Raw genomic sequence first — 24,427 nt, forward strand, 5'->3', positions numbered from 1 at the left:
AAAAGATGAAGAAACTATTTAGTTTAGTAGTACTAATGAGTCTGAGTGTTTGGGGCCAACAAGAGCCTCAATACACCCAGTATATGTTCAACCCCACGGTAATTAATCCCGCTTATGCAGGATCGATGGATTATGGAACTATTTTCAGTATGTACCGCGCACAGTGGCTAGGTCTCGAAGGAGCACCACGCACTTTAAATTTAGCCTATCACCAACCCATCGAGAATAGTAGAATAGGAGTAGGAGTGAACCTACTGCACGATCAGATAGGACCTACTAATACTACTTTTGCCTCAGTGGATGTTTCCTACACGATTGTTTTCGCTAATGAAAGCCGCTTGGCTTTTGGGGTTAAAGCCGCAGGAGAGCTTTTTGCCATAGACAACCAAAAGTTAAACAATTACAATCCAGAAGACCCGTTTTTACAGCTCAATATGATCAATCAATTCTCTCCTAATGTTGGAGTAGGGTTGTATTATTATAAACAGAATAGTTATTTAGGATTATCCGTTCCAAGATTACTAGAAACCCGATTTGTAGACGCTATCGCTTTTTCAAACACAAAGCGCAAGCAACATTTCTATTTTGTTGGAGGGAAAGTCTACAACTTGATGTACAATCTAAAATTCAAACCGGCTTTTGTTACTAAAGTAGTGGCAGGTGCTCCTTTACAAGTAGATTTAACCACCAATTTTCTCTACAATGAGCGCTTGACATTTGGTCTAGCCTATAGATGGAGCGCAGCCGTATCGGCCTTGGTTGGATTTAGAGTAAATGACAGATTATCGATTGGCTATGGTTACGATCGAGAAACCACAAGATTGTCCAATTTTAATTCAGGCTCACACGAACTATTTTTACAGTTTGATTTGTTGAGAAATGGTCAAACAGTAGAAACCACACGATTCTTTTAATTCGTAGCGCCATGAAACTGAAAACACAAAACATTATGAAAAAGCAGCTAATCCTAGTATTGTTATTCCCCATAATCGCCTTGGCGCAACAACCCTTGCGAAGAGCCGATGCTAAATTTGAGCAAGAATCCTATATCTCAGCTATTAAGATTTACGAGCATTTAGCCAAGAAAGGCAAAGGAACTGCTGAGATCTATGAAAAATTAGGCGATGCCAATTACTTCAATGCCAATTATGTTGAGGCTCAAAAATGGTATGAGAAACGCTATGCATTCAATGCGCCTTTTCCAGAAGGTTTTTTATACCGCTATAGCCAATCTCTTAAGTCGGCAGCAATGCAAGAAGAAGCCCAAAAGGTAATGGCAGAGTATGCCAGGGAAAAACCCACAGAACTACGAGTTAGAAACCAAACCCCAACACTCAGAGCACAGAATAGTATCAAGAAAGGATCTGATATTTTTAGCATTACTAATTTGAACATCAACTCGAAGTACTCGGACTTTAGTAGTACTTTCAAAGCAGACACCCTACTCTTTGCAAGTGCGAGACCCAGAATCATCGCCAATCAAATCTACCAAAGAACAGGACAGGTCTTTACTAACTTGTATTACAGTGTAAAGAGTAACGACACTACTAACACCTATAGCGAACCTCAACTATTCTCAAAGAAAGTCTTCTCGGTCTATCACGAGGCAACGCCTATTTTCACTAAGGACGGCAAGACGATCTATTATACTCAGAATGAGCTCAGAGAAAACAACAAAAGAAAACTCACCAACGGTCTGAACAAGATCTACAAGGCCATTAATGAAAACGGCAAATGGATTGATCAAGGCGTATTAGATATCTTTGCTTTAGACAGCATACGGGTGGCCCACCCAGCCTTATCAGCAGATGAAAGCAGCTTGTATTTTGCCTCAGATGCCAAAGGAGGTTATGGCCAATCCGATTTGTATAAAATCGACCTGTATCCCGATGGTACTATTGGCAATCCGGTAAACTTAGGCAGCGCTATCAACACCGAAGCCAGGGAGAGTTATCCATTTGTTACCCAAGACAACATCTTGTTATTTGCTTCAGATGGAAGATTAGGAATGGGAGGATATGATATTTATGCGGTCGATTTAAACACGCCCAATGCCTTGCCGGTTCATCTAGGGGAACCAATTAACAGCCCTTTTGATGATTTTGCAATCAATTGGGATCGCACCACCAACCAAGGGGTACTCAGTAGCAACCGACCAGGAGGCAAAGGAGACGATGATTTATACGCTTTTAAAAACACAGGAGCTCCATTTGTATTTGAATACCTAACTACCATTAAAGGACGTGTAATGGATTTAAATGGTTCGAATCCGGTAGAATATGCAGCCCTTGTGTTGTTAGACAAGGACAACAACGAAGTGGCAAGAACACTAGCCGATGAAAACGGAAACTTTACCTTTGAGAATGTCAAATCCAATGCGATGTACACCATTCAAGGATCCAAGGAAATGTATTCAACGGCAGGGGTAGAAGTTATAGCCAGATTGTATGGAGATAACATCAGCAAAGACATCCGCTTGAAGAAAGATGTCTATGAGATTGCACCGGGCTTGGATTTAGCTAATGTATTTGAGATCACACAAATCTACTTTGATCTAGACAAATCAAACATTAGAAAAGATGCGATAGCACCGCTAGAGAAAATAGTAGAGGCGATGATAGAATACCCAGAGATCAAAATAGAGATTGGGTCACATACGGACAGTCGCCAACACAGAAAGTACAACAAGCTACTCTCACAGAGAAGAGCCGATGCTACCATGGCCTATTTAATCAAACGAGGTATTGCACCAGAGCGATTAACGGCCAAGGGTTATGGCGAGAGTCAATTGGTTAACCAATGTGCCGACGGAATCATATGTACTGAGGCAGAACACCAACAAAACCGAAGAAGTACTTTTGTGATTGTAGAATAATAGAATAATAAATTATCAAATCCCCTTTTGAAGAAAAGGGGATTTTTTATAGGAAAATTAAATATACATCTTCATGTAGGGTTATTTTTTTGTTTATCAGTAAACTAGAAACTATATTTGAAAATGTTTATCAGTTTATAACTGAAACAGAGTTCCAAAAAATGATTAAAAAATTTAAAAATAATCAAATAAAAAGCGCTGAAACAAAATGGTCTGAAAAGGAGCTCAAGAGCTTTTATAAAATGCTCTTGAAATTCAAAAAACACCATCCTGCTTTCGATGCGAAACGATTATTTGAAAAATTGTATCCTAATTCAGGTATTAGCTTTAAGGAATAAATTAAAAAATGAAAATAGGCAATTTTACTTTTAAGCCCTCAAAAGAGCAAACGAGACTAATTGATTTGCTACCTAAAACAAAAGACGACCCTTGTTTTTTTGATTATTTACAATCAAGATTAAAACATCTTACAATAGAAATTGTAAAAAAAGACCCCTATTTTTTTTATGCTAAATTTATAGAAAAGAATACAGAATATTTAGTTCGGTTTTCTTTCAATGGTCAATATGCAGGCATTGAGTATGAGTATTGGAAAGATGTAGACCTTAAATTTAATTTTAATGAATTTGGAATTGAAGAAGAAAAAATAGTGAGGAAGAATGCTTTTTGGTTCAGGTTGAAAAGAATAGTAAATCAAGTATTTGCCAAAAATTAAAATAGTAAATTGCTATAGCAATCATTTATTGCCCTTTTAAAGAAGCAGCTTATTTTTATAAGTTGCTTTTTTTTATGGCTATAGTTTGTATGTAATGTAAAAAAAAAATACATTTACTAACCTAATAAGAAGCAAATGAAGTTCTTATCTATTAAATTACCAATTAGAAAGTAAGATTATGAGAAAACGTTTTAGGTTGTGTTGGATTCTTCTATTTTTTGCAACCACTTTGTTGGCTCAAAATAATCCAAAAATAGCGCCATCTTTTATCTATTTGAAAGAACAACAAAGTAATACTAATGTAGCGAATCAATCCACTAACAATAAGTATTCTGGCACAATTACTTCAAAGAAAAATTCTAGCACAGGTATTACAGAGACCGGATTTAATTGTATTATTTATACTAAGTCTCCAGAATTGCTTTTGGCTAAAGGAATTGCTTTAGAGAGTATTCATCCAACATTCTCAACGGCTTGGCTAAGTCTAAGACAACTTGACGAAGTCGCTGCTTTTCCAGAAGTTCAGTTTATTGATATGCCAAAAAATTTCAAAAAAAATAATGATATAGCTGTGGCTGGAACAGGAGCATTTTTATTGCATAGTGGGAGATTAAATAACACACAATATAAGGGAGAAGGAATTATTGTAGCTATAATTGATTCTGGTATAGACTGGGACCATCCTGATTTTAGAGACCCTTTAGATCAAACTAAAAGCCGAATTTTGCGAATTTGGGATCAAACGATAACTGCAGGCCCTGGTGAAAGCGCACCTCAAGGATTTACATTTGGAGTGGAATACACACAAGCTCATATAAATAATGAAATTGACGGATCACCAGCAGGTTTTGTTAGAGAAAAAGACACCGATGGTCATGGAACGCATGTGGCTGGTACTGCCGCGGGAAATGGTGCCGCTTTGAGTCCTATCTACTCGGGATTAGCTCCAAAATCGGATATTGTGGTGGTAAAAGCTGGGAACGGAACTTTTTCAACTTCAAATTTGATTGCAGCCTTAGATTATTTAAAAAATTTAGCGACGAGTTTGTCAAGACCTATCGTAGTTAATATGAGTTTGGGTTCACAGTCTGGAGCTCATGACGGTACTGATCCTCTGGAAGTGGCTATTGATAATTTTACAAATACTGCAGCCGGAAGAATTGTAGTTGTAGCTGCGGGAAATGAAAATGGAGAAAATATACACAAACAAGCCATAGTCAACAGCAATAGTAATGTTACTGTCGATGTAGTAGTGCCAAGTATAACGACGACTCAGTCTAAGGAGGTTTTTCAATTTTCTGCTTATGCTAATGATGCATCAGAAATTGCTGCGGTTGTTACCGCCCCAGATGGAACACAAGTTAGCACTTTTTCGGCTAATGGGACTTTGGTTATGGATGGTTTGGCTACAGTGTATTTGTCAAATTTTATAGACCCAGGAAGTGGAGATAGAAAAATAGAAGTGGAGATTTCAAGAACAAGTTTTTCAGCTAATGTTACCGGAACATGGAGCATCAAATATACCAATTCGACTAATTCAACAATCACGATTGATGGTTGGTTGGACAACAAAGGAAAAGATTATTCTGACGCTTTTGTGGTTGGGGGTGATAACAATTATTTGGTAGCCATTCCGGGTTGTGCTACAAAAGCAGTAACTGTAGGTTCATTTATGGCAAAGATAGATTGGTTTGGAGGCACTTCTACTGGATTTGCAGGATATAGTTATACTTCAGGAACTCAAGATGATATTTCTAGATTCAGCTCTGTTGGTCCGCGAAGAGATAACGTACTTAAACCAGATATTACGGCAAATGGTCAAGCAGTTGTTTCTTGTTTGTCTTCAGATTCTGGATTAGCTAATTCTTCAGCCTATAATGTAGTCAATGGTTTGTATAAAGTAGAACAAGGTACTAGTATGGCCACGCCCGCAGTTGCAGGATGTGTAGCGTTATTACTTCAAATGAAACCGAATGCTACTTTTACAGAAATAAAAAATGCCATAACAACAACTGCAACAAAAGATTCGTTTACAGGACCCACGGCAAATCCGACCTGGGGGAGTGGTAAAATCAATATTTTTAAAGCAGCATCTAGTTTCTCCTACTGCCAACCTTTGACAGTTACTACATTTAATTACGAACAACCCTATAATAATACTCAAAATACAGGAGTTAATTTAAATTCATCTAGAGCAGCAGTTCGATTTACTACTACTACATCTGGTTTAATAGGAGGAGTCTACTTTAAAACGGGCACAAGTATAAATTTAACTAGTTTTTCGGTAGAATTAAGAGCCAATACTAATGGAAATCCAGGAACTTTATTAGGAACTGTTATCAAGCCTCCAACAACCATTTCAAAAAACACTTGGAATTTTATTGATTTGAGTTCTTTAGCAGTTGAATTAACATCTGCAACAGATTATTTCATTGTTTTAGTTCCCAATTCAGGAGGTACTTTATCCCTTGGGCAAGAAGGTTCAAATTCTGGGCGCTCTTATTTTTCTTCGGATGGAATCTCTTGGACTTCTTCTAATAACTTTAGAATTAGAGCCGTGGCATATGGCCTACCAGCTCCAGGAATTCCTACATTAACTCTAAGCTCAGGCGCAGGTACCAATATCCAATCGTTATGTAATGCTGGGGCGATTACCCCAATTACTTTTTCCACTACTGGTGTAACTAGCGCAACTGTGACAGGGCTTCCAGCTGGAATTACTGCTAACTGGCAGTCAAATACTCTTACAATTTCAGGTACTCCAACTGAGACAGGTATTTTTAATTATGTCGTAAAAATAACCTCGTCTTGTGATACCGCAACAGCTACAGGGACAATCACTATCGGAAAAGTCCCAACAGTTGCTAGTGTAGCAATTGCAACAGGCAATACAATTACTATCAATGGGGATCATTTTTCTGTCAATGGAACTACTGTAACAATTGGAGGAGTACAAGCCTTAATTAGTTCGGTTACTAGAACCACAATTATTGCAACACTTCCATCGAGTAATAATGGCGGCCCAATTGTCGTAACCAACTCCTGTAATCTGAGTTCTTCACCCTTTACCTATCCATTTAAGGCTCCAACAAACATTAGTTTAAGTTCTAATTTTATAATTCAAAATAATAGTGTTGGCGCAACAATTGGGTCTTTATCAGCAACCGATACCGACACCACCGATAGTTTTACTTATGCACTAGTAAGTGGTACAGGAAGTACCGACAATGGTAACTTCAGAATAGAAAACAATCAATTAAAAGCAGCAGTAGTTTTTTCAGTTCAAACTAAAGTAAGTCATTCCATTCGAATTAAAGTGACTGATTCTGGAGGATTATCATTTGAAAAAACGTTTACAATTACTGTTGTAACCGACTTAGATGCCGATGGAGTTCGAGATGATGAAGATCAGTGTCCTAATACTATTGCTGGAGTTAAAGTAGATTTTAAAGGATGCGAAATATTCCTTTTACCTTCGGATAACTTCTCGGCTTTGGTAACTGCAACATCTTGTGTGGGACAAAAAAACGGAACGATTAGTGTGAGCGCTAAGAACACAACCTTCATATATAATGTTACGATTAATGGACAAACAGGATTCCAATTGAATGCGGCCAATAGTTTTACCAATCAATTTCAAAACTTAGCACCTGGAAGCTATGAAATTTGTATTAGTGTTCAAGGAAAGCCTAACTATTTACAGTGTTATAACTTAATAGTAAGAGAACCAAGTATTTTAGCCCTGACAAATAAAGTAAGTGCATCAGCTAAGCAAGTTACCTATAACCTAAGTGGTTCATCTAGCTACAATGTCACATTGAACGGACAAACTAAAAAGTATTTTTCTAACGAAATTACCTTAAACCTGGAGGCAGGCCAAAACGTTATTTCTATAGCAACGGACATGGATTGTCAAGGAAAATTTGAACAAACGGTCTTTTTAGGAGACCAAATCATATTTTATCCAAATCCTGTTCTCGATTATGTTACGCTATTTTTTCCAGGGACAGATCAAGAAGTTACCATAACCACTATGAGTCTATCAGCTACAACAAAAGAGGTTGTAAAGTGCAAACTTGACGCCTCAAGAATGGCAAAACTAAACCTAAGTGGTTACGCATCAGGTTTGTATATAGTTCGTGTTAAAGGCGATCAATTTGAGGAAACAATAAAAGTAATTAAACAATAAAACAAGATGAAAAGTATCATTAAAATAACAGCTATTTTTCTTGTAATAGGATTGGTTTCTTGCGGAGGAAGTTCCGAAGACGAAGCGCCAGTAGAGGTTGCAATTAAAATTCCAGGAAAAGCAACTTTAGTTGCTCCAGCAAGTGGCACTACTTGCGAACCGGGAGCCAATGCTACCCCTACACAAAGTTCAGTAGTATTTAGTTGGAATGCTGCTACCGATACAGAAAGCTATGAATTAAAAGTAATCAATTTGAATACTCAAGAAACAGTAACACAAACGGGGATTACATCGGCTACTGCAACAGTAACGTTAAATCGTGGGATTCCGTATTCTTGGTCTGTAACTTCAAAAAACAAAGGGGCTACTACCACAGTCAGTGATACTTGGAAATTTTATTTAGCAGGGGTTGGCGTGACGAATTACGCACCATTCCCTGCGGCGGCAGTTAGTCCATTGTCAGGTACTGTAGTAACGCCAACTAACGGAAAAGTAACACTCAGTTGGGAAACAAGCGATGTTGAGGCCAGTCCTTTAACCTATACTTTATTTTTTGACACAGTAGACGGGAAACAAACGCCAATTGACGCAAACAAGAATTTGACTTCCAAAACTAAAGAGGTTGTTGTGAATGCCAATACGGTTTACTATTGGAGAGTGATTACTAGTGATGGGTTTAATACTTCTACTAGTATCGTTTATACATTTAAAACGCCTTAAATCAAAGCAAATGATCGTCCTAAAACCAAGGTTTTATTTTATTGGATTGCTGAGTCTAATGGCACTATTTTCTGATGCTCAAAATAATTTCCAACACAATGTTTTGAGTCCAGTAGAAGAAGCCGAGGGTTGGCAATTACTTTTTGATGGGAAATCTACTTCTGGCTGGCATTTATATAATGAAGGGAATATCAAGTCCGCATGGACAGTTCGTAATGGCGAATTAGTTTGCGATCCAACTATAGAGAAAGTAGAACGCGGTGATTTGATTTCTGATTCGGTTTTTACCAATTATGATTTTAGTTTTGAATGGAAAATTTCTGAAGCAGGCAATAGCGGGGTTTTTATTAATGTGCAAGAAGCTCCTGAATTTCCCACTGCATGGACAACAGGTCCCGAATACCAATTATTAGACAATGCCAACATGCCTAAAGATTATCTGATTGATGGCAAGCATTCGGCGGGTTGTGTGTACAGTTTGTCACCTTTATTGAATCAAGTTCAGCCGAAACCTGCTGGAGAGTGGAATATTTCAAGAATTCTGCAACAAAACGGCGTCATTACCTTTTGGTTAAATGGCATTGAAACAGGTCACGAAGACATGAAAACCGACCGTTGGAAACAATTAATAGCCGGAAGCAAATTAGGTAATTTCCCTTCTTTTGGAAAGGCAATTCAGGGTAAAATTGCTTTTCAAGATTGGTCAAAAGGAGTAGCCTTGCGCAATATTAAAATTAAAGAAATAAAGTAAATTTTAATTATTTTCTATAATCCAAAGCAGGTTTTCGATCGCCTAGAAGTGGCGTATATTTAAAATCCTTTCCTCTTTTTTCTTCCAATTCAGCTTTGGCTTTTGCAATTTGGTCTTGGTGTAAAAACAAATCAATAGCAGTTAAGGCAATCGTTTTGGCTGCGACCATCATTCCCTTGTTGCCAATATCGGTTCCGCCTGCAGCCACCGCTTGCCAACTATGAGCCGGAGTTCCAGGCACCCAAGTGGCGCTTCCCATTCCTGCTGTTGGAACAGCAAAACTCACATCGCCTACATCGGTTGATCCAAAACTTGGATCCAAATTTTTGTAAGGTTGTACGATTGCTGCTTTATTTAAATCTCCATTTTCAATTCCCAAGGATTGAATGATTTGGTTTCCAAATTCTTTTTCTTTTTCAGTATATGTAACACCTCCCACTTTAACTAGATTCGAATACATCATCTTTTGGAGCGTGATATTTGGCAACAATTCGTGTGTTCCTCCTATAAGTTCGTACTCCATTTTTGTTCCAGTACCTAGCGCAGCTCCTTCAGCAGCTTTAGCGATGCGATCAAAAATATCGATCACCATTTTTCGATTGCCGTGACGTACATAATAATAGACTTCCGCAAAATCAGGTACTACATTAGGCGCCTTCCCACCATTGGTAATCACATAATGAATGCGGGTGTCTGAAGGTATGTGTTCGCGCATCATATTCACCATCATATTCATTGCTTCAACGCCATCTAAAGCAGAACGTCCTTTTTCTGGAGCCATTCCAGCATGAGAAGCGATTCCGTGAAAACGAAACTTTGCTGATTTATTAGCCAAAGCCGATCCCGGATTCGCATCATTGGCGTCGGCTGGGTGCCAATGCAAGGCTACATCAACGTCTTTAAACAAACCTTCGCGTACTAAGTATACTTTTCCCGATCCACCTTCTTCGGCAGGACAGCCATAAAAACGAATGGTTCCTTTTTTATGATTGGCTTTTAACCAATTTTTTACTTCAATCGCAGCAGCGGTAGAAGCGGTACCAAATAAATGATGACCACAGGCGTGTCCTGCGGCTTTTCCGGCCGATTTTTTCTCCGCAACCGCTTCTTGTGACAAGCCTGGTAAGGCGTCGTATTCTCCTAAAATGGCAATTACAGGCAGTCCTTCTCCATATTCGGCAATAAAAGCGGTGGGAATTCCTGCCACGCTTTTAGTAACCTTAAATCCTTCGGCGCTTAAAGTTTCTTGTAACAATGCGGCGCTTTTTTCTTCTTGGTAGCCCATTTCGGCAAAGCCCCAAATTTGTTGAGCTATTGAACTATAGACTTCTTTTTTAGCTTCTAAATTAGCTGTGATTTTATCTGTTTTTTGAGCCAAAACAAAACTTGAGAACCCTAAAAATAAGGGCAGGACATAGTGTATTTTCATGGTAGAAATGCTATTTATTGAAATATAAATGTACTACTTTTTTACAATCGGCCATTACGAATCCGCTTTTTTGGTTAAGTTTGAATCTATAATCTGATTTATGATTCGAGAAATTCCTATTGATGCAGTATTGCAATTACGTCAAAAAGTACTTTGGCCTGATAAAGGCCTTGATTTTGTTCGTACCCCAAACGACGATTGCGGTATTCATTTGGGTATTTTCATCGAAGGCGAATGGGTTTCTTGTATTTCTCTTTTTATTGAGGAGAATCAACACGCGGTTTTTAGAAAATTTGCCACCCTCCCTGATTTCCAAAATAAAGGGTATGGTAGCCAATTATTACATTACAGTTTTAACTACCTCCAACAACTCGGAATTATAACTATTTCTTGTAGCGCTCGTGTTGAAAAACAAAGTTATTATCAAAAATTTGGAATGCAACCCAACGGTTATCCCTATCTCAAAAATGGGTTGCAGTATGTAACAATGGAAATGAACTTAGAATAAAGTAGAGGTTTAAAAAGGATTGGTATAAAATAATTGAATATTCATTGCGTATTATTGACGCAATAATTTATATTTGTCATTCGTATACTAATCAACCAAGATTATTTTCTTCATGAAACCTACATTTTTAACCGTTTTAGCCTTTTTTTGTATCACATTGGCACAAGCACAACATGCTAGTTTTGAAGCTAGTACAGGCGGATTCTCTTTTATTCCCGCATTTACCTCAGAAGACCCGCATATTATTGTTAATGCTGGAACGACTAACACTAAAAGACTTTCGTTCCATTTGTTATCTACCATTCGTCTAGAAAATTTAAACCCAAGGGGCGTAATTTTTATGTCTCGTTACAAATTTATTGACAAAAAATTGAAAGCAAGTTTCGGAATTCACTTGCCTGCGATACAAATCGACGAAAACTTTAATGTCGATACCTTTTTTGCACAAGAAGTTCTTGCGAGCTATCCTTTGTCAAATAAATGGTCTATGGGCTTGTTTTATTTGCATGGTGAAGGAAGAAACAACGACTTTAAGACTAATTTTCTAGCTTTAAGCACAACATTAGTTGAAGGGAAGTTTAGTTTTTTAACGCAAGCGTATGGACTTGATTTAGATACTACTTATGGAGTTTCGGAAACAATAACCTATAAAGTGACTAAAAATATTGATTTCAGAGGCTTTGCCAACAAGACGATTTCAAACGGAAAATTCAATTGGACCCTAGGGGCAAGATATAATTTGTAAATTGCTAATTAAATTAACTACCAGATAAACCACCGATAATGAAAACACAAATCACATTCGCTTCTTTGATGCTACTTCTAGCAACACAAGTGGAAGCACAAAAAAAATGGTCAGAAACACCTAAAGGGAGTTTTAATCGCATTGAAAATACAGGTGGGCAAACCTTGGGCTATTCACCAAAATCAGGTGTAAAAATCATGACCGTTGACGGATTAGCGTTCAAGGATTTGAATAAAAACGGGAAATTAGACCGTTACGAAGATTGGAGACTACCGGTTGCCGAACGTGCCAAAGATTTGGCTAGTCAAATGACTGTAGAACAAATTGCTGGATTGATGTTGTACAGTCGCCATCAATCGGTTCCGGCGCAAGCAGGAGGTTACTTTGGCGGAACCTATAATGGCAAATCATTTCCAGAAAGTGGGGCTAAAGCTCACGATTTATCCGATCAACAAAAAAACTTTTTAACGACAGATAATTTGCGTCACGTTTTGATGACATCGGTGGAGAACCCAACGGTATCTGCACTTTGGAATAACAATGTACAAGAATTAGTAGAAAGCATTGGAATGGGAATTCCAGCTAATAATAGTTCAGATCCAAGGCATGGAGCCAATAAAGATTCAGAATACAATGCCGGTTCAGGCGGTGCAATTTCGCAATGGCCAGAAGAATTAGGCTTAGCAGCCACTTTTGACCCTGCTATTACAGAACAATTTGGAACCATTGCCGCCAGAGAATACCGTGCTTTAGGTATTGCGACAGCATTATCTCCTCAAATTGATTTGGCTACAGAGCCAAGGTGGAACCGTTTTGTGGGGACTTTTGGCGAAGACCCAAAATTAGCAACCGATATGTCTAGAGCCTATGTGGATGGTTTTCAATCGTCACCAAAAACCATTGCAGCTTATGAAGGTTGGGGTAATCAAAGTGTGAATGCCATGATCAAACACTGGCCAAGTGGTGGTCCTGAAGAAGGTGGCCGTGACGGGCATTTTGCGTATGGCAAGTTTGCAGTTTATCCAGGAAATAATTTCGAAATGCATCTACAACCTTTTCTTGATGGGGCATTTAAATTAAATGGCGGGACTAAAAAAGCATCTGCCGTGATGCCGTATTATACGATTTCGTACAACCAAGATAAAAAGTACGGAGAGAATGTAGGGAATGGATTTAGCAAATACATCATTACTGATTTATTGAGAGACAAATACGGATACGATGGAGTAGTATGTACGGATTGGTTAATAACCGGTGACGAAGGAAAAACACCGGATGTTTTTGCTGGAAAATCATGGGGAACCGAGAAAATGACTATTGCCGAAAGACATTATAAAGTAATGATGGCAGGCGTAGATCAATTTGGGGGCAACAACGATATCAAACCTGTTTTGGAAGCCTATCAAATGGGGGTTAAAGAACACGGTGAAGCCTTTATGCGCAATCGTTTTGAGAAATCAGCAGTACGTTTGTTGTTGAATATTTTTAGAGTAGGTTTATTTGAAAACGCTTATTTGGATCCAGAAGAAACTAAAGCTATCGTTGGGAAACCAGAGTTTATGAAAGCGGGTTATGATGCCCAATTGAAATCGATTGTTTTGATTAAAAATCAAAATAAGACCTTGCCAATTGCTAATGGAAAAACAGTATATGTTCCAAAAAGAACTACCCCACCTGGGGTGAATTTCTTTGGCATGCCAACACCAGAAAAAACAGAATATCCAGTGAATTTGGATTTGATTAAAAAATATTACAATGTAACAGATGATCCTACAAAAGCTGATTTTGCCATAGTATTTATCAAAAGTCCAGTTAGTAATGGGTATAGTAGATCCGATAGAGAAGCAGGAGGGAATGGCTATGTGCCAATTAGTTTACAATTGAAAGATTATACAGCAACTGAGGCTAGAGCGCAAAGTATCGCAGCTGGAGATCCAGTAATTGATCCCACTATTACCAATCGTTCGTACTTGAATAAGACCTCAAAATCTAATTCATACCCTGATTTAAATACCATTTTAGACACCAAAAAAGCGATGAATGGGAAACCAGTAGTAGTAGCGATTACCGTTTCTAATCCAATGGTTTTTGGCGAATTTGAAAAAGAAGTGGATGCAATTGTAGGAGAGTTTGGAGTACAAATGGAAGCTTTGTTGGATATTGTTTCTGGAAAAACAGAACCTTCGGGATTGTTACCTTTACAAATGCCGATGGATATGACAACAGTTGAAAAACAGTTGGAAGACGTGCCTCATGACATGATTCCATATCGCGATTCCAATGGAAATGTCTATGATTTTGGTTTTGGATTGAACTGGAAAGGCGTAATCAAAGATGCTAGAACCGAAAAATACAGTCTAAAAAAATAATTGAATTCAAAAGCCATTTACAACAATGTAAAGGGCTTTTGTTTTTTCAATCAATTAATCAACTACTTTTATAAGTAGTAATTAACAACCAATACTTATGAGATTAGTAAACACCTTAATTTTTGCCCTTTTGATAGTTACAAGTTTTGGCCATGCACAAACAACGGTTTCGGGCAAGGTGTTGAATCATAAAAACAAACCCGTTTCAGGTGCAATATTGTATTTGGATACTATAGCAACTAATGTGATTACCAATAAGTCGGGAGGATATAGCTTAATTGTCCCGGATAGTATAAAAAACATAAAGGTTTATTCTAAAAAATTGGGTTGGTTGAGCAGTGCTTACGCCAAAGAATCAACCATGGACTTTATGTATTTAGATACGGCTCCAGCCGACCAATCCTTAACACCGCCTAATGGATTAAATCCTGATAAAGACAAAACTACCGTTTCATTTCGTACTATTTACGACATGATGCGTGGGCGAATTGCCGGCGTTGTCGTGCAACAAGACAATACAATTATTGTAAGAGGAATAAATTCTATCAGAAACAATTCAGAACCATTATTTATAGTCGATGGAAATTTTGTCCAAAGTATTGACTTTGTTGTGCCCAATGAAGTAAAAAGCATTACTGTTTTGAAAGATGCAGAAGCATCCATTTATGGTTCAAGAGGAGCGAGTGGTGTTATTGTAATCAAATTGAAAAAATAACCTCCTTTTATTAGTCTGATTTAGTGCCAATTCTCATTACTTTCATTTCAAACTCTTCTCTTGGTCCTCTAGCCTTATTTTTGATTTGTGAACGATAGTTATAAATCGTGGAGGGAGAATAGCGAAGAAAGTCGGCAATTTTAGCACTGTCTTTAATGCCAAGACGAATCAAGGCAAAAATCCGTAACTCAGGATTTAAGAGTTCCCCTTTTTTGACAACTAAAGTTTCTGGTTCTGTCAATAAAGTTTTGAACTCTTCCACAAAAGTGGGAAAAAGTTGGACAAAGGTTTGATCAAATTGCGAATAGAATTCTTTCAATTCTTTGTCGATAAACGCTTTTGATTTAACGGTACTGATTAAGTCGTTTACTTTACCAGCAGTCGCCATCACTTTTAGTTTTTGGCTATACTCTTCCATTTTTCCAATATAAATGGAACATTGATCCATATAGCGCCCAATATAAATTTCTTTCAGTAAACTCGTTTCGGCAAGTGCTGAATTCGTTTGATTTAATGCCGTGTTAAATCCTTGTAATTGTTGGTTTGCAATTGAAAGTTGGTGATTTGCTTGTTCCACATTTTTTTGTGCTTTAGCCAGTTTGTTCATTTGTTTGAAGAGCAAAATCAAAACACCAATAAGAAACAAAGACAAAATACTAACGCTAATCAAAAAGACAATTAACTGCGATTGATTTGACTTGTTTTTGGCTTCATAACTTTCGTTAATGATGGGTAACATTTTTGATATTTCGTAGGTTCGAAGTTTAGAATTGCAAAAAACTGCATCGTCAAGAGAACGTTTTGTGTATTCATAGGCGGTTTCGATTTCTCCTTCTTCATGCAACAATAATGCTAGTTTTCGTAAAGAAATATTTTCTTTTTTTACTAATTCCAAGTCTGAAATGGCCGAAATAGCGAGCCATTTTTTCTCTTCTTCTTTCGATTTTCTGTACCGAAAAGTTTCCGATACTATATAAGCGATAACCGCTCTATTAGGATCAGTTTTTGGAGTTCTATTAAAAACAGGAAACAATAATTGATAGGCTTGCAGGTATTTTTTTTGATTTAGCAATTGGCCTGAAAGGGCAATATAGTATAGCGTTTCGTTTTTAGGCAAATGTGCAATTGCTTTGGTTCGAAACAACTTAGATTGCTGGATGTATTTCTTTTTCTCATCAGCGTCGTTGGCATAATTGGCTAAGCCGCCATATACGTTCTCTTTAGTCCAAAAAAAACGTCCTTTTTCTGTAGGCATTATTTGGGACTCAACACTATTTAGAACAGCTAGGGCTTGGTCATAAGTACCTAAAGTGGTAAGGATAGAGGCTAAATCAAATTGGGATTGGTGTAATTCTTTTTTAGTCAATAAAGTTGCGGTATTTACCGCCTTTCTGGCATACACAAGAGCCGAATCAGATTGATAGGATCTGTACTCATGGAATAATTTAGTGTATATGGTATAACGGACTTGTGCAGTTGAGGCTTCGTATATAGTGTTTTTAAGACCACGAATTCGATCGTTTTTTATTTTTAAATACTCTTCAGATTTGGCTAAACTGAGGTCGAGTTCTTTTTTAAAATAGGCAAAGTCTTTTTGAGCCAACACTATGCTTGAAAAAAGCAGAGCACTGAAATAAATCCAATTTTTTAAAAAAGAAAAGTTCATAATTAGTGTGTTCTATTGTAAAGTAGTGTCAAACAAGATTCATGAGTATAATCTCAATGCTGTAAATTGAAATTCGTCTTTTGAATCTGCAATGTATGAAAATCTAATAAGAACAAAGATAAAGAGTAAGGCTGTCACAATAGCTCCAGTAGTTGTTAAAAAAAATCCGTTTTCATACTATTGAAAACGGAAATTAAATGTGTTATTCACATTAATTGAAAAGAGTGGGGACACTTTTACAGTACAAAGGTACAACTTAATAGGATTCATTTATCGATTTGTATTTTTCCCGGTTTTTTGTAACCTAACAGAATGAGTAGTAAAAAATCTACTTTATTGATAATCGTGACATTATATAAGACAGACAAAAACAACCCTTTTTTGAAAAAATTCAGGGAAAAAGTTAATTTTTAGAGGGTTTTCAGCAGGCGGGTGCTAGTATTTAAAATTATTTAAATAATTGAAAATCAATTTTTTAAATTAAAAACAAACATTAAATCAACCAATAAATAGTTGCTGATCTAAAAAAAATTTAAAAAAAATCAAAAAGTTGTAAAATCACAACTTTTATTAAAATGATATGAATTTACTTTGGCATATGAAAATCAAGAAAACATAACTCGATCTAAACAGTTAGTTTTATTTGTGTTGGATTTAAAAAAAAAGATTGATAATTTAAAAAAATAATGATTAGAAAAGATGTGGGGACATTTATAACAGTATGCATTTTTAATAAAATCATGTAGTGTTTTTCTAATCATTTCCCGTGGCAATTTACTTTAGTATTGTCGATTTAGTTTCAACAATCGCAAATGCCACGGGAAACCAACCACCATACCGGCTAACCTCTTGCCGGTATGGTTTTGGTTTTTTTGGACAAAACTTAAATTTTACAAATGAATATTTTAAAGTACATCATTAACGAAGAAAATATTCCAATCATTTTTAGTGAAACGATTAGTCATCAAGAAATTCTTCAAACGGGTATTGCCGCAGGATATTTAATTTTATATTATGAGGTAGAATCAAATGTATTCTCTGTTAAATGTTTTGGACAAAGCACTACTTTAAATTTAAGTTCTACTGACCAGGACGAAGCAATAATAACCACATACTTGAATAGTAAATTTATAAACAGAGTTGACTTTTCAGAACTATTAGGTCTTGATTTTTGTAACTCTTAGTTGAATTTATTTTTTCTCCTTGCTTATTATTTTACTCAAATAAGTCGTGTCTACTCCTAGAAAAGATGCTAAGTGTTTTTGACTCAGTCGAGAAAAAATAGCAGCTTGTTTTTCAAAAAGATAGCTGTAGCGGTTCTCTGCACTCATAAAGCGTAAGGTACTTGCTTGTTCTTGGTAATCACAGAGTTTATCAAACAATTCATGATTAGCAAATAAGGCCGCTTTATGGTTGTTTTTCATGATGAAATCAAGAGTGGTTTTCTTAATCGAAATGATTTCGCCATCTTCAAGCGCATCAATATAATGCTCGCTCGGTTTTTGTTTATGGTAACTACTAATTGAGGTAATGAATTCACCTTCTTTTACAAACCAAGTATTCACCTCTTTACCTTCATTAATAATGTAAACGCGTAGTAATCCTTTTTGGACATAAAAGATTTCTTTACATATTTCTCCTTCACGTAATAGAATTTCTTTTTTAGCAATTTTTTTGGTAAACATTAAAGAAACCAATTTTTCAACTACGTGACGTTCTTTTTTTTGAAAGGAAATACCAGATTCTAGGACTTTTTCAATGATATTCATGATAGGGGCTTTTGTTAAATTTGGGTAATTTTTTAAAATATAGAATTAGGTTTATTTAAACTGATTTACAATTTTACTTAAGTAGGTGCTATCTACTCCAATATAAGAGGCCAAATGTTTTTGGCTCAATCGTTCTAAGATTTCGGGCTTTCGCTCTTTAAGAAAAAGGTAGCGCTTTTCGGATGTCATATAACGTAGCATATCGCATTGATCAGAATATTCGCAAAGGTTGTTGAATAATTCATCTATAGCAAATAAGGCAAATTTATGATTGCTTTTCAAAACCATATCCACCACATCTTTTCGAATGCTCAATACCACACTATCTTCTAATGCCTGAATGTATTCAGTAGCAGGTTCTTGTTTGTGGAAACTTTTAACTGATGTAATAAATTCTCCTTCTTTAACAAACCAAGTGTTCACTTCTTTGTCGTCATTAAGTAAATACACACGAAACAATCCCGATTGAACATAAAAAATATGTTTGTTTACATCTCCTGCATGTAAAATATGGTTTCCTTTTTTAATTTTTTTGGTAAAAGGCAACGTAGCTAATTGTTCAAGAAGTGGTATATCTTTCTTTTTAAAGAATTTTTCAAGTCCAATAACGCGGTTGATAATATTCATGGTATTTAGTATTTAGTAAACAAGTTCACTCTTTATGACTTGCAATTATTTTATTCAAATAAGTAGTTTCTATGCCCAAGAAAGAAGCTACATGCTTTTGACTCACTCGCTCCAAGACCTCAGGGTTTCTATTTTTCAAAAACTCGTATTTTTTTTCAGCAGATAGAATTCGTAAATATTGACATTGATCACTGTATTCGCATAACTTTATATACAATTGTTTGATAGCAAAAAGTGCTAATTTATGATTGTGTTTGAGCACCATAGAATAAGTGCTTTTTTTGAACGATATAATTTCACAATCTTCTAAGGCTTGAATGAATTCTTCGCTAGGAGTTTCATTATAATAGCTGTTAACAGAACTTATAAATTCATTTTCCTTGACAAACCAAGTGTTAATTTCTTTTTCCTCATATACCATGTATACTCTCAGCAAACCTTTTTTTACATAAAAAATACGATCGTTGATTTCGCCTGCGCGAAGTAAAAATTCTTTTTTCTTGTATTTTTTGCTAAAAAGAAATTGGGCAAATTTTTGAATAAAAGAAAAGTCAGATTCTTTAGGAGCAAGCTTTGGGTCTTTTTTGTCAGATTGAGATTTCATGGGTAAAAGATTTTGGGTTTGGGTAATTGTAAATCGGTGGTTCAAGCCAATTATTTTTAGCACATAAAACACTCTAAAACGCTTAAAAAGCCGATTAACAACACAAATATATTGAAAAAAATCCTGTTTTTTTCAAAAAGTTGTGATTTCACAACTTTTTAATGAAACCAGCAGTTTATTTTTGGCCAATGAATAAAAGAAGAAGTATTAAAACAACTAATTAGTAACATGAAAACAAGATGGCTTGTAAATTTTTTAAAAGAAAATCAAATTTACTCATCGTGCCCGAAAGCGAGATACTTGTCTTTTATACAATGATAAAAAAAATGAAAAAACGACATCCGCATTTAAATCCGGAAAAAATAGTAAAGAAACTATACCCTTATTATTCAATAAAAAAATAGTTAAAACGATTTATTTATAATTCAATTGTGTTGCCCCTAGACGAAGATCCCAAATCTTTACTGTTTAATCAACAAAAAACTAGTCGCTATTGCGGCTAGTTTATGATTAAAATTGAATTATTTTATAATATTTAGTAGTATTTTTTCAAAAACTTGTGATTTTGCAACTTTTTAATGGAATTTGTATTTTATGTTTGCAAACATTTTTATATTAATTGTAAGAATAATTTGTTTTATTTTCAGTGCAATAGTATTTGTAGAGTTTCAATTTTCATTTTTTTAAGTTTTTTAAATACAAATTAGTAATTGTGCCCCATTAAAAAATAATTCAAATAATGATGATAAAATTAATTCTAGTTGCCCAAAACATTTCCCCCAGTATGTCTTTTATGGCGATTTTGTTTTTTCGAAATATTAAATTGAATATAACTCCACCTTATATGGCAACTAGCCATCACGTAACGCTTTTTCTGAGGCATTACAGTATTAAAAAAAATAAAATATAATTATAAGTTCATGAAAAATTTATTTAGTAAAAATGCTCTCCTTCTAATTGTTGCAATACTTTTTTTCGGTTTGTCCAATGCCCAAGTTAAAATAGGAGAAAACCCTACATCAATTAACCCATCGTCAATTTTAGAGATAGAAAGTGCAAACAAAGGTTTTTTAATGCCTCGTATTGCATTAACGGCTACCAATAGTGCCAGTCCGCTTGCGAGCCATGTTGCAGGGATGGTCATATACAACACCGCTACGGCTGGTACGGCTCCAAATGCAGTTGTGCCTGGTATCTATTATAATGATGGTACACGCTGGATAGCAAGCTCAAATACAATTACCAGTGCAGATACTACAGATGATGCTTGGGTAAATAATCCTACAGCTGGTCGTGTAGAACTTGGTAAAACATCAACAGGTGCCAATAGAGCTAGTAATGGTCTTGCAAAATTCGCAATATCAGATGATGGTAAAGTGGGTATAGGGACTGATCCTCTTCCTATTGCAGAGCTTACTATTGCTACCGATGCCGGTCAAGCGTTGCGATTGACTCCACATAACCTCACAGACCCAAATGGCTCAACCCGTATGCAAATTAGGAATGATCAAACTAGGGTAATCAATTTTGGTATAACAAACTCTGCAGGTACTTTTGCAGGTTCAGCAGTTACAGAAAACTCGGCCTTTTTGTTAACTTCAGGAACTGATACAAAACTAACTTTCGGGACAGATAATAGGCCAAAAATGACCATTTTTGCTGATGGGAAAATGGGAATTGGAACTATTTTTCCTAGTCAAGCAGCTACAGCAGAGCTTGATATCAATGGAAGTTTAAGAATTAGAGGGATAGACCTTTCTACTGATTTTACAGGTAAAAATATATTGTTAACGGATGCCTCTGGAAATGTTAGCCAAATTACTACTCAAAATTTTGTTTCCCAATTGGGTATTCCGAGTATAGTACTTGCAGGAAAAAGTTCGTCTACATCAACAACTATTGAGAACGACTTAATTAAACATAATTTAAATCTAAGCAGTATAGGTATAAATATGGGATCTGGTTGGAATGCTACCAATCGCACCTATACCGTTCCGGGAAATGGTTACTATGAGATCTATGCCTCATCCGACTTTACCCCATTAAATTCTGATGTTAAAATAAGATTAGTCTTAGAAACTACGGGTGCTTCGTCTCAAAAAATTTATCTTTCGAGTGCTGATCCTTTATCAACTGTACCTGGCAATACATCTAGTCTTTCAGGAACTGCTAATTTATCTTTGACTAGTGGCGATGTGGTTAGAATTTACCTTGAAGCAGGTTATAACAATGGTTCAGCACCTAATACGTATCAAATATCGAATCAATTAAGTACAATTACGAGAAAGACCTACAACTAAAAATAAAACTATTTAATTTTTCAAATTATGCAACTCCTTAAAAAAATTCATATTGGTAAATTCTTACTATTAGTAATCTTACTTTCATTTAGCACTACTAAAGCACAACACCTAATTAGCCCACCCTATTTTTATTATGATGGCACTAACACCATTCAGGGTAAAATGGTAACAGGCTTGCCTAACCAGTACCTCACAATAGATCCAACGGGTAGAAATTTAAAATTTATTGATGCAGTGAATTCTACAACTATTGTAAAAAAATCCACGAATTATACTATTCTTCCCTCCGATAATACCATTTTAGCCGATGCTACAACTGCTGCCTTTACACTCACTCTACCACCGGCTAATACAAACCTAGGTAAGATTTTAATTATTCGCAAAATAGACGAAACCGCCAACGCAATAACATTTGATTTACCAATTAAAATTTCTGAAACCACTAGTTTCACCACACTAAACATTAACACTACCATTCGCATACAAAGCGATGGTACAGCTTGGTATAAAATTGATTAATTAACCTTTACAAAGCATTTAAATACTATCTCTCATTCCATATAAAATGAAAAATAAAATTAAACATATCATCGTTGCAATGGCTTTAACCCTAGGTTTAAGCTATACCGCAACTGCACAAACTACTGCGCAAAAAATTGGTAAAAATCCTACTAACATTGCGTCAAGTGCAGTCTTAGACATTGAAAGCGACAACAAAGGCGTGTTGTTCCCTCGTGTGGCTTTAACCTCAACTATTCTTGCAGGGCCGATTGTATCACCAACAACTGGGCTTACAGTTTTTAACACTGTCACGGACGGTACTGCGCCCAATACTGTAACCCCAGGCTATTATTATTGGAACGGTTCAAGATGGGTAAAATTAGCTGTTGAAACACCTCCAATCGCTTTTTCTAAAACCGTATATGTAAATACTGCTTTACCGAGTACTGCTACTATTTTTGATGAAGCTAATCCTCCTTTATCAAATGATAATGCCTTAAAATCAAAGGATGACAATTTATATATTGGTAACGATGGTTCTACTTGGACGTATGACAATACTGGTGCAGGATCTTATAAAACGTATGCTGTAGCTGCTTCAACTCCTTTTAATCTAGCTTACACTGAAACCAATGCAGGAAATAATACAACGGGAAGCATTTGGAGGGCTGGAAACATAGGTATTGGAATTAATAATCCATTAACTACATTGCATCTAAACAATCCTTTAGCTGCTACAAATACGGTGAATGCAAATGCACAAGTTTTTAGAATGCAGCGCACACAATCTCCAGGTATTAAATGGGAAAATATTGCTCAGTTTAATTTAGGAAGCTATGCTTCAACAACTGCACCGAATACTAGTGCAACTAGTAGATTAGATTTAGCAATGAACGATGGCATGGGTGTTCAAACCAATAATATAATGACTTGGCAAGCCAATGGGAATGTGGGTATTGGAACCACTGCGCCTTCTAGATTTTTGGATGTAGTGAACAATTCCAATTCACACAATGGAATAATAGAGGCTGAAGGTCCTGTTTCGAATACCTACACAAGAGCAATGGCCATACGAATGAGAAGAGGTCCGTCTACTGCGCCTACTGCCATTCAAACAAATGATGTGTCAGCCTTTGGATTTGCAGGTTACGATGGTTCAATATTTTCAACAACCTCGGCTGGAATGGCAGGTATAGCAACAGAAAACTGGACAAGTTCTGCGAAAGGTATGGGGTTGGTTTTTAGTACAACAAATAATGCTACATCAACTCTGTCTGAACGTATGAGAATAAATCATAATGGATTTGTTGGAATTGGTACTAATACTCCAATTTCATTGTTATCAAATACAAGTAGCAATATCAATGCTTCTAATAATATGGGGGTATCTACCCAATCTTTAACTTGGCAGCATAGTGGACCAGGTTTTGTTCATGCATTATACAATCCTGATATTACAGGTCATGGTTTGAATGTTAAAGTTCGAGGAAATCTTCCTTCAACAATCGCCTTTGAAGTAGGTCAAGCAAATACAGTAAATACAAGTTCAAGTCCCTTATTTAATGTATTAGGTAATGGCAATGTGGGTATTGGGACTTCAACACCAACATCAAGATTAGAAGTTAATGGTGCTGCAACCAATACAACAGCATTTAATGCAGGAGCTGGCACTACCATAGATTTTTCAAGAAGTAATTTGGCTTATACCACAGCAAGTCCAGGTAATACATTCACCTTATCTAACCTTAAAGATGGGGGTACCTATACTTTGGCCGTTCAAGGTAAAACTGCTGGGCAAGCAAGTTTTACAATAACTGGATTTACTGCATCAAATATCAAAAGTCCGAATAACGGTTTAACAGCTGAAGGTAAAGAGACCCTTTATACCTTTATGGTCATGGGTACTTTTGTTTATTTTTATATGACAACTGGTCTTTAATT

General features: G+C 36.1%; 20 protein-coding genes. 15 read left to right on the plus strand and 5 right to left on the minus strand.

Annotated features, from left to right (window positions below; genetic code table 11):
* Positions 1-5 precede the first annotated feature (5 nt).
* The 7 genes from LPC20_RS03350 to LPC20_RS03380 all read left to right on the plus strand — a co-directional run bounded on the left by LPC20_RS03350 (position 6) and on the right by LPC20_RS03380 (position 9,250).
* A complete protein-coding gene (locus LPC20_RS03350) occupies positions 6-914 on the plus strand; it encodes a PorP/SprF family type IX secretion system membrane protein (protein ID WP_229326498.1) in 909 nt (302 codons plus the stop codon).
* Between the two features lie 35 nt (positions 915-949).
* Positions 950-2,875, plus strand: a complete 1,926-nt coding sequence (locus LPC20_RS03355) for an OmpA family protein (protein ID WP_229326500.1) — start codon at positions 950-952, stop codon at positions 2,873-2,875.
* Positions 2,876-3,036: 161 nt separating this feature from the next.
* Positions 3,037-3,213 carry a hypothetical protein gene (locus tag LPC20_RS03360; protein WP_229326502.1) on the plus strand — a complete coding sequence of 59 codons (177 nt, stop codon included), beginning with the start codon at positions 3,037-3,039 and terminating at the stop codon, positions 3,211-3,213.
* Positions 3,214-3,221: 8 nt separating this feature from the next.
* The gene (locus tag LPC20_RS03365) at positions 3,222-3,590 is read left to right on the plus strand and encodes a hypothetical protein (protein WP_229326504.1); all 369 of its coding nucleotides are present in this window, start codon (positions 3,222-3,224) and stop codon (positions 3,588-3,590) included.
* 178 nt (positions 3,591-3,768) lie between these two features.
* Positions 3,769-7,779 (plus strand): S8 family serine peptidase, encoded by a 4,011-nt coding sequence (locus LPC20_RS03370; RefSeq protein WP_229326506.1) that lies wholly within the window; start codon positions 3,769-3,771, stop codon positions 7,777-7,779.
* Between the two features lie 6 nt (positions 7,780-7,785).
* Complete coding sequence (locus LPC20_RS03375) at positions 7,786-8,499, plus strand: hypothetical protein (RefSeq protein WP_229326509.1); 714 nt, start codon at positions 7,786-7,788, stop codon at positions 8,497-8,499.
* Positions 8,500-8,509: 10 nt separating this feature from the next.
* Positions 8,510-9,250 (plus strand): 3-keto-disaccharide hydrolase, encoded by a 741-nt coding sequence (locus LPC20_RS03380; protein WP_229326511.1) that lies wholly within the window; start codon positions 8,510-8,512, stop codon positions 9,248-9,250.
* Between the two features lie 7 nt (positions 9,251-9,257).
* On the opposite strand, the gene LPC20_RS03385 is transcribed toward LPC20_RS03380, so the two are convergent.
* Complete coding sequence (locus LPC20_RS03385) at positions 9,258-10,679, minus strand: amidohydrolase (RefSeq protein ID WP_229326513.1); 1,422 nt, start codon at positions 10,677-10,679, stop codon at positions 9,258-9,260.
* 100 nt (positions 10,680-10,779) lie between these two features.
* Here LPC20_RS03385 and LPC20_RS03390 point away from each other — a divergent pair, with 100 nt between their 5' ends.
* The 4 genes from LPC20_RS03390 (at position 10,780) to LPC20_RS03405 (ending at position 15,016) form a co-directional block, all read left to right on the plus strand.
* On the plus strand, positions 10,780-11,187 hold the full coding sequence (locus tag LPC20_RS03390; RefSeq protein ID WP_229326515.1) for a GNAT family N-acetyltransferase: 408 nt from the start codon (positions 10,780-10,782) through the stop codon (positions 11,185-11,187).
* Between the two features lie 112 nt (positions 11,188-11,299).
* Positions 11,300-11,932: a hypothetical protein gene (locus tag LPC20_RS03395; RefSeq protein ID WP_229326517.1), complete on the plus strand. Its 633-nt coding sequence runs from the start codon at positions 11,300-11,302 to the stop codon at positions 11,930-11,932.
* Positions 11,933-11,970: 38 nt separating this feature from the next.
* Positions 11,971-14,301 carry a glycoside hydrolase family 3 protein gene (locus LPC20_RS03400; protein WP_229326519.1) on the plus strand — a complete coding sequence of 777 codons (2,331 nt, stop codon included), beginning with the start codon at positions 11,971-11,973 and terminating at the stop codon, positions 14,299-14,301.
* A gap of 97 nt (positions 14,302-14,398) precedes the next feature.
* Entirely contained in the window at positions 14,399-15,016 is a 618-nt protein-coding gene (locus LPC20_RS03405; protein ID WP_229326522.1) for a TonB-dependent receptor plug domain-containing protein, read from the plus strand.
* Between the two features lie 10 nt (positions 15,017-15,026).
* On the opposite strand, the gene LPC20_RS03410 is transcribed toward LPC20_RS03405, so the two are convergent.
* The gene (locus tag LPC20_RS03410; protein WP_229326524.1) at positions 15,027-16,682 is read right to left on the minus strand and encodes a DUF6377 domain-containing protein; all 1,656 of its coding nucleotides are present in this window, start codon (positions 16,680-16,682) and stop codon (positions 15,027-15,029) included.
* An 896-nt stretch (positions 16,683-17,578) separates the two neighbouring features.
* On the opposite strand from LPC20_RS03410, the gene LPC20_RS03415 reads away from it, so the two are divergent.
* Complete coding sequence (locus LPC20_RS03415; RefSeq protein ID WP_229326525.1) at positions 17,579-17,866, plus strand: hypothetical protein; 288 nt, start codon at positions 17,579-17,581, stop codon at positions 17,864-17,866.
* 6 nt (positions 17,867-17,872) lie between these two features.
* Here LPC20_RS03415 and LPC20_RS03420 read toward each other — a convergent pair whose 3' ends face one another.
* The 3 genes from LPC20_RS03420 to LPC20_RS03430 are packed head-to-tail and all read right to left on the minus strand — an operon-like array spanning position 17,873 to position 19,682.
* A complete protein-coding gene (locus LPC20_RS03420; RefSeq protein ID WP_229326527.1) occupies positions 17,873-18,451 on the minus strand; it encodes a Crp/Fnr family transcriptional regulator in 579 nt (192 codons plus the stop codon).
* A gap of 51 nt (positions 18,452-18,502) precedes the next feature.
* The gene (locus tag LPC20_RS03425; RefSeq protein ID WP_229326530.1) at positions 18,503-19,078 is read right to left on the minus strand and encodes a Crp/Fnr family transcriptional regulator; all 576 of its coding nucleotides are present in this window, start codon (positions 19,076-19,078) and stop codon (positions 18,503-18,505) included.
* A 25-nt stretch (positions 19,079-19,103) separates the two neighbouring features.
* The gene (locus tag LPC20_RS03430; RefSeq protein WP_229326532.1) at positions 19,104-19,682 is read right to left on the minus strand and encodes a Crp/Fnr family transcriptional regulator; all 579 of its coding nucleotides are present in this window, start codon (positions 19,680-19,682) and stop codon (positions 19,104-19,106) included.
* A 920-nt stretch (positions 19,683-20,602) separates the two neighbouring features.
* Between LPC20_RS03430 and LPC20_RS03435 the strand changes: the two genes are divergently transcribed.
* The 3 genes from LPC20_RS03435 to LPC20_RS03445 are packed head-to-tail and all read left to right on the plus strand — an operon-like array spanning position 20,603 to position 24,425.
* A complete protein-coding gene (locus LPC20_RS03435; protein WP_229326534.1) occupies positions 20,603-21,982 on the plus strand; it encodes a hypothetical protein in 1,380 nt (459 codons plus the stop codon).
* Positions 21,983-22,009: 27 nt separating this feature from the next.
* Positions 22,010-22,504: a hypothetical protein gene (locus LPC20_RS03440; protein ID WP_229326535.1), complete on the plus strand. Its 495-nt coding sequence runs from the start codon at positions 22,010-22,012 to the stop codon at positions 22,502-22,504.
* A 46-nt stretch (positions 22,505-22,550) separates the two neighbouring features.
* The gene (locus LPC20_RS03445; RefSeq protein WP_229326537.1) at positions 22,551-24,425 is read left to right on the plus strand and encodes an autotransporter outer membrane beta-barrel domain-containing protein; all 1,875 of its coding nucleotides are present in this window, start codon (positions 22,551-22,553) and stop codon (positions 24,423-24,425) included.
* The last annotated feature ends 2 nt before the right edge of the window (positions 24,426-24,427 follow it).

Origin of the sequence: Flavobacterium ammonificans (assembly GCF_020886115.1) — a bacterium.
In the GTDB taxonomy this organism is placed as follows: Bacteria; Bacteroidota; Bacteroidia; order Flavobacteriales; family Flavobacteriaceae; genus Flavobacterium; species Flavobacterium ammonificans.

What these genes read in the sequence shown, in the direction of transcription:
- LPC20_RS03350 (WP_229326498.1), top strand. Translation starts at nt 6, where the DNA reads ATGAAGAAACTATTTAGTTTAGTAGTACTAATGAGTCTGAGTGTTTGG.
- LPC20_RS03355 (WP_229326500.1), top strand. Translation starts at nt 950, where the DNA reads ATGAAAAAGCAGCTAATCCTAGTATTGTTATTCCCCATAATCGCCTTG.
- LPC20_RS03360 (WP_229326502.1), top strand. Translation starts at nt 3,037, where the DNA reads ATGATTAAAAAATTTAAAAATAATCAAATAAAAAGCGCTGAAACAAAA.
- LPC20_RS03365 (WP_229326504.1), top strand. Translation starts at nt 3,222, where the DNA reads ATGAAAATAGGCAATTTTACTTTTAAGCCCTCAAAAGAGCAAACGAGA.
- LPC20_RS03370 (WP_229326506.1), top strand. Translation starts at nt 3,769, where the DNA reads ATGAGAAAACGTTTTAGGTTGTGTTGGATTCTTCTATTTTTTGCAACC.
- LPC20_RS03375 (WP_229326509.1), top strand. Translation starts at nt 7,786, where the DNA reads ATGAAAAGTATCATTAAAATAACAGCTATTTTTCTTGTAATAGGATTG.
- LPC20_RS03380 (WP_229326511.1), top strand. Translation starts at nt 8,510, where the DNA reads ATGATCGTCCTAAAACCAAGGTTTTATTTTATTGGATTGCTGAGTCTA.
- LPC20_RS03385 (WP_229326513.1), bottom strand. Translation starts at nt 10,679, where the DNA reads ATGAAAATACACTATGTCCTGCCCTTATTTTTAGGGTTCTCAAGTTTT.
- LPC20_RS03390 (WP_229326515.1), top strand. Translation starts at nt 10,780, where the DNA reads ATGATTCGAGAAATTCCTATTGATGCAGTATTGCAATTACGTCAAAAA.
- LPC20_RS03395 (WP_229326517.1), top strand. Translation starts at nt 11,300, where the DNA reads ATGAAACCTACATTTTTAACCGTTTTAGCCTTTTTTTGTATCACATTG.
- LPC20_RS03400 (WP_229326519.1), top strand. Translation starts at nt 11,971, where the DNA reads ATGAAAACACAAATCACATTCGCTTCTTTGATGCTACTTCTAGCAACA.
- LPC20_RS03405 (WP_229326522.1), top strand. Translation starts at nt 14,399, where the DNA reads ATGAGATTAGTAAACACCTTAATTTTTGCCCTTTTGATAGTTACAAGT.
- LPC20_RS03410 (WP_229326524.1), bottom strand. Translation starts at nt 16,682, where the DNA reads ATGAACTTTTCTTTTTTAAAAAATTGGATTTATTTCAGTGCTCTGCTT.
- LPC20_RS03415 (WP_229326525.1), top strand. Translation starts at nt 17,579, where the DNA reads ATGAATATTTTAAAGTACATCATTAACGAAGAAAATATTCCAATCATT.
- LPC20_RS03420 (WP_229326527.1), bottom strand. Translation starts at nt 18,451, where the DNA reads ATGAATATCATTGAAAAAGTCCTAGAATCTGGTATTTCCTTTCAAAAA.
- LPC20_RS03425 (WP_229326530.1), bottom strand. Translation starts at nt 19,078, where the DNA reads ATGAATATTATCAACCGCGTTATTGGACTTGAAAAATTCTTTAAAAAG.
- LPC20_RS03430 (WP_229326532.1), bottom strand. Translation starts at nt 19,682, where the DNA reads ATGAAATCTCAATCTGACAAAAAAGACCCAAAGCTTGCTCCTAAAGAA.
- LPC20_RS03435 (WP_229326534.1), top strand. Translation starts at nt 20,603, where the DNA reads ATGAAAAATTTATTTAGTAAAAATGCTCTCCTTCTAATTGTTGCAATA.
- LPC20_RS03440 (WP_229326535.1), top strand. Translation starts at nt 22,010, where the DNA reads ATGCAACTCCTTAAAAAAATTCATATTGGTAAATTCTTACTATTAGTA.
- LPC20_RS03445 (WP_229326537.1), top strand. Translation starts at nt 22,551, where the DNA reads ATGAAAAATAAAATTAAACATATCATCGTTGCAATGGCTTTAACCCTA.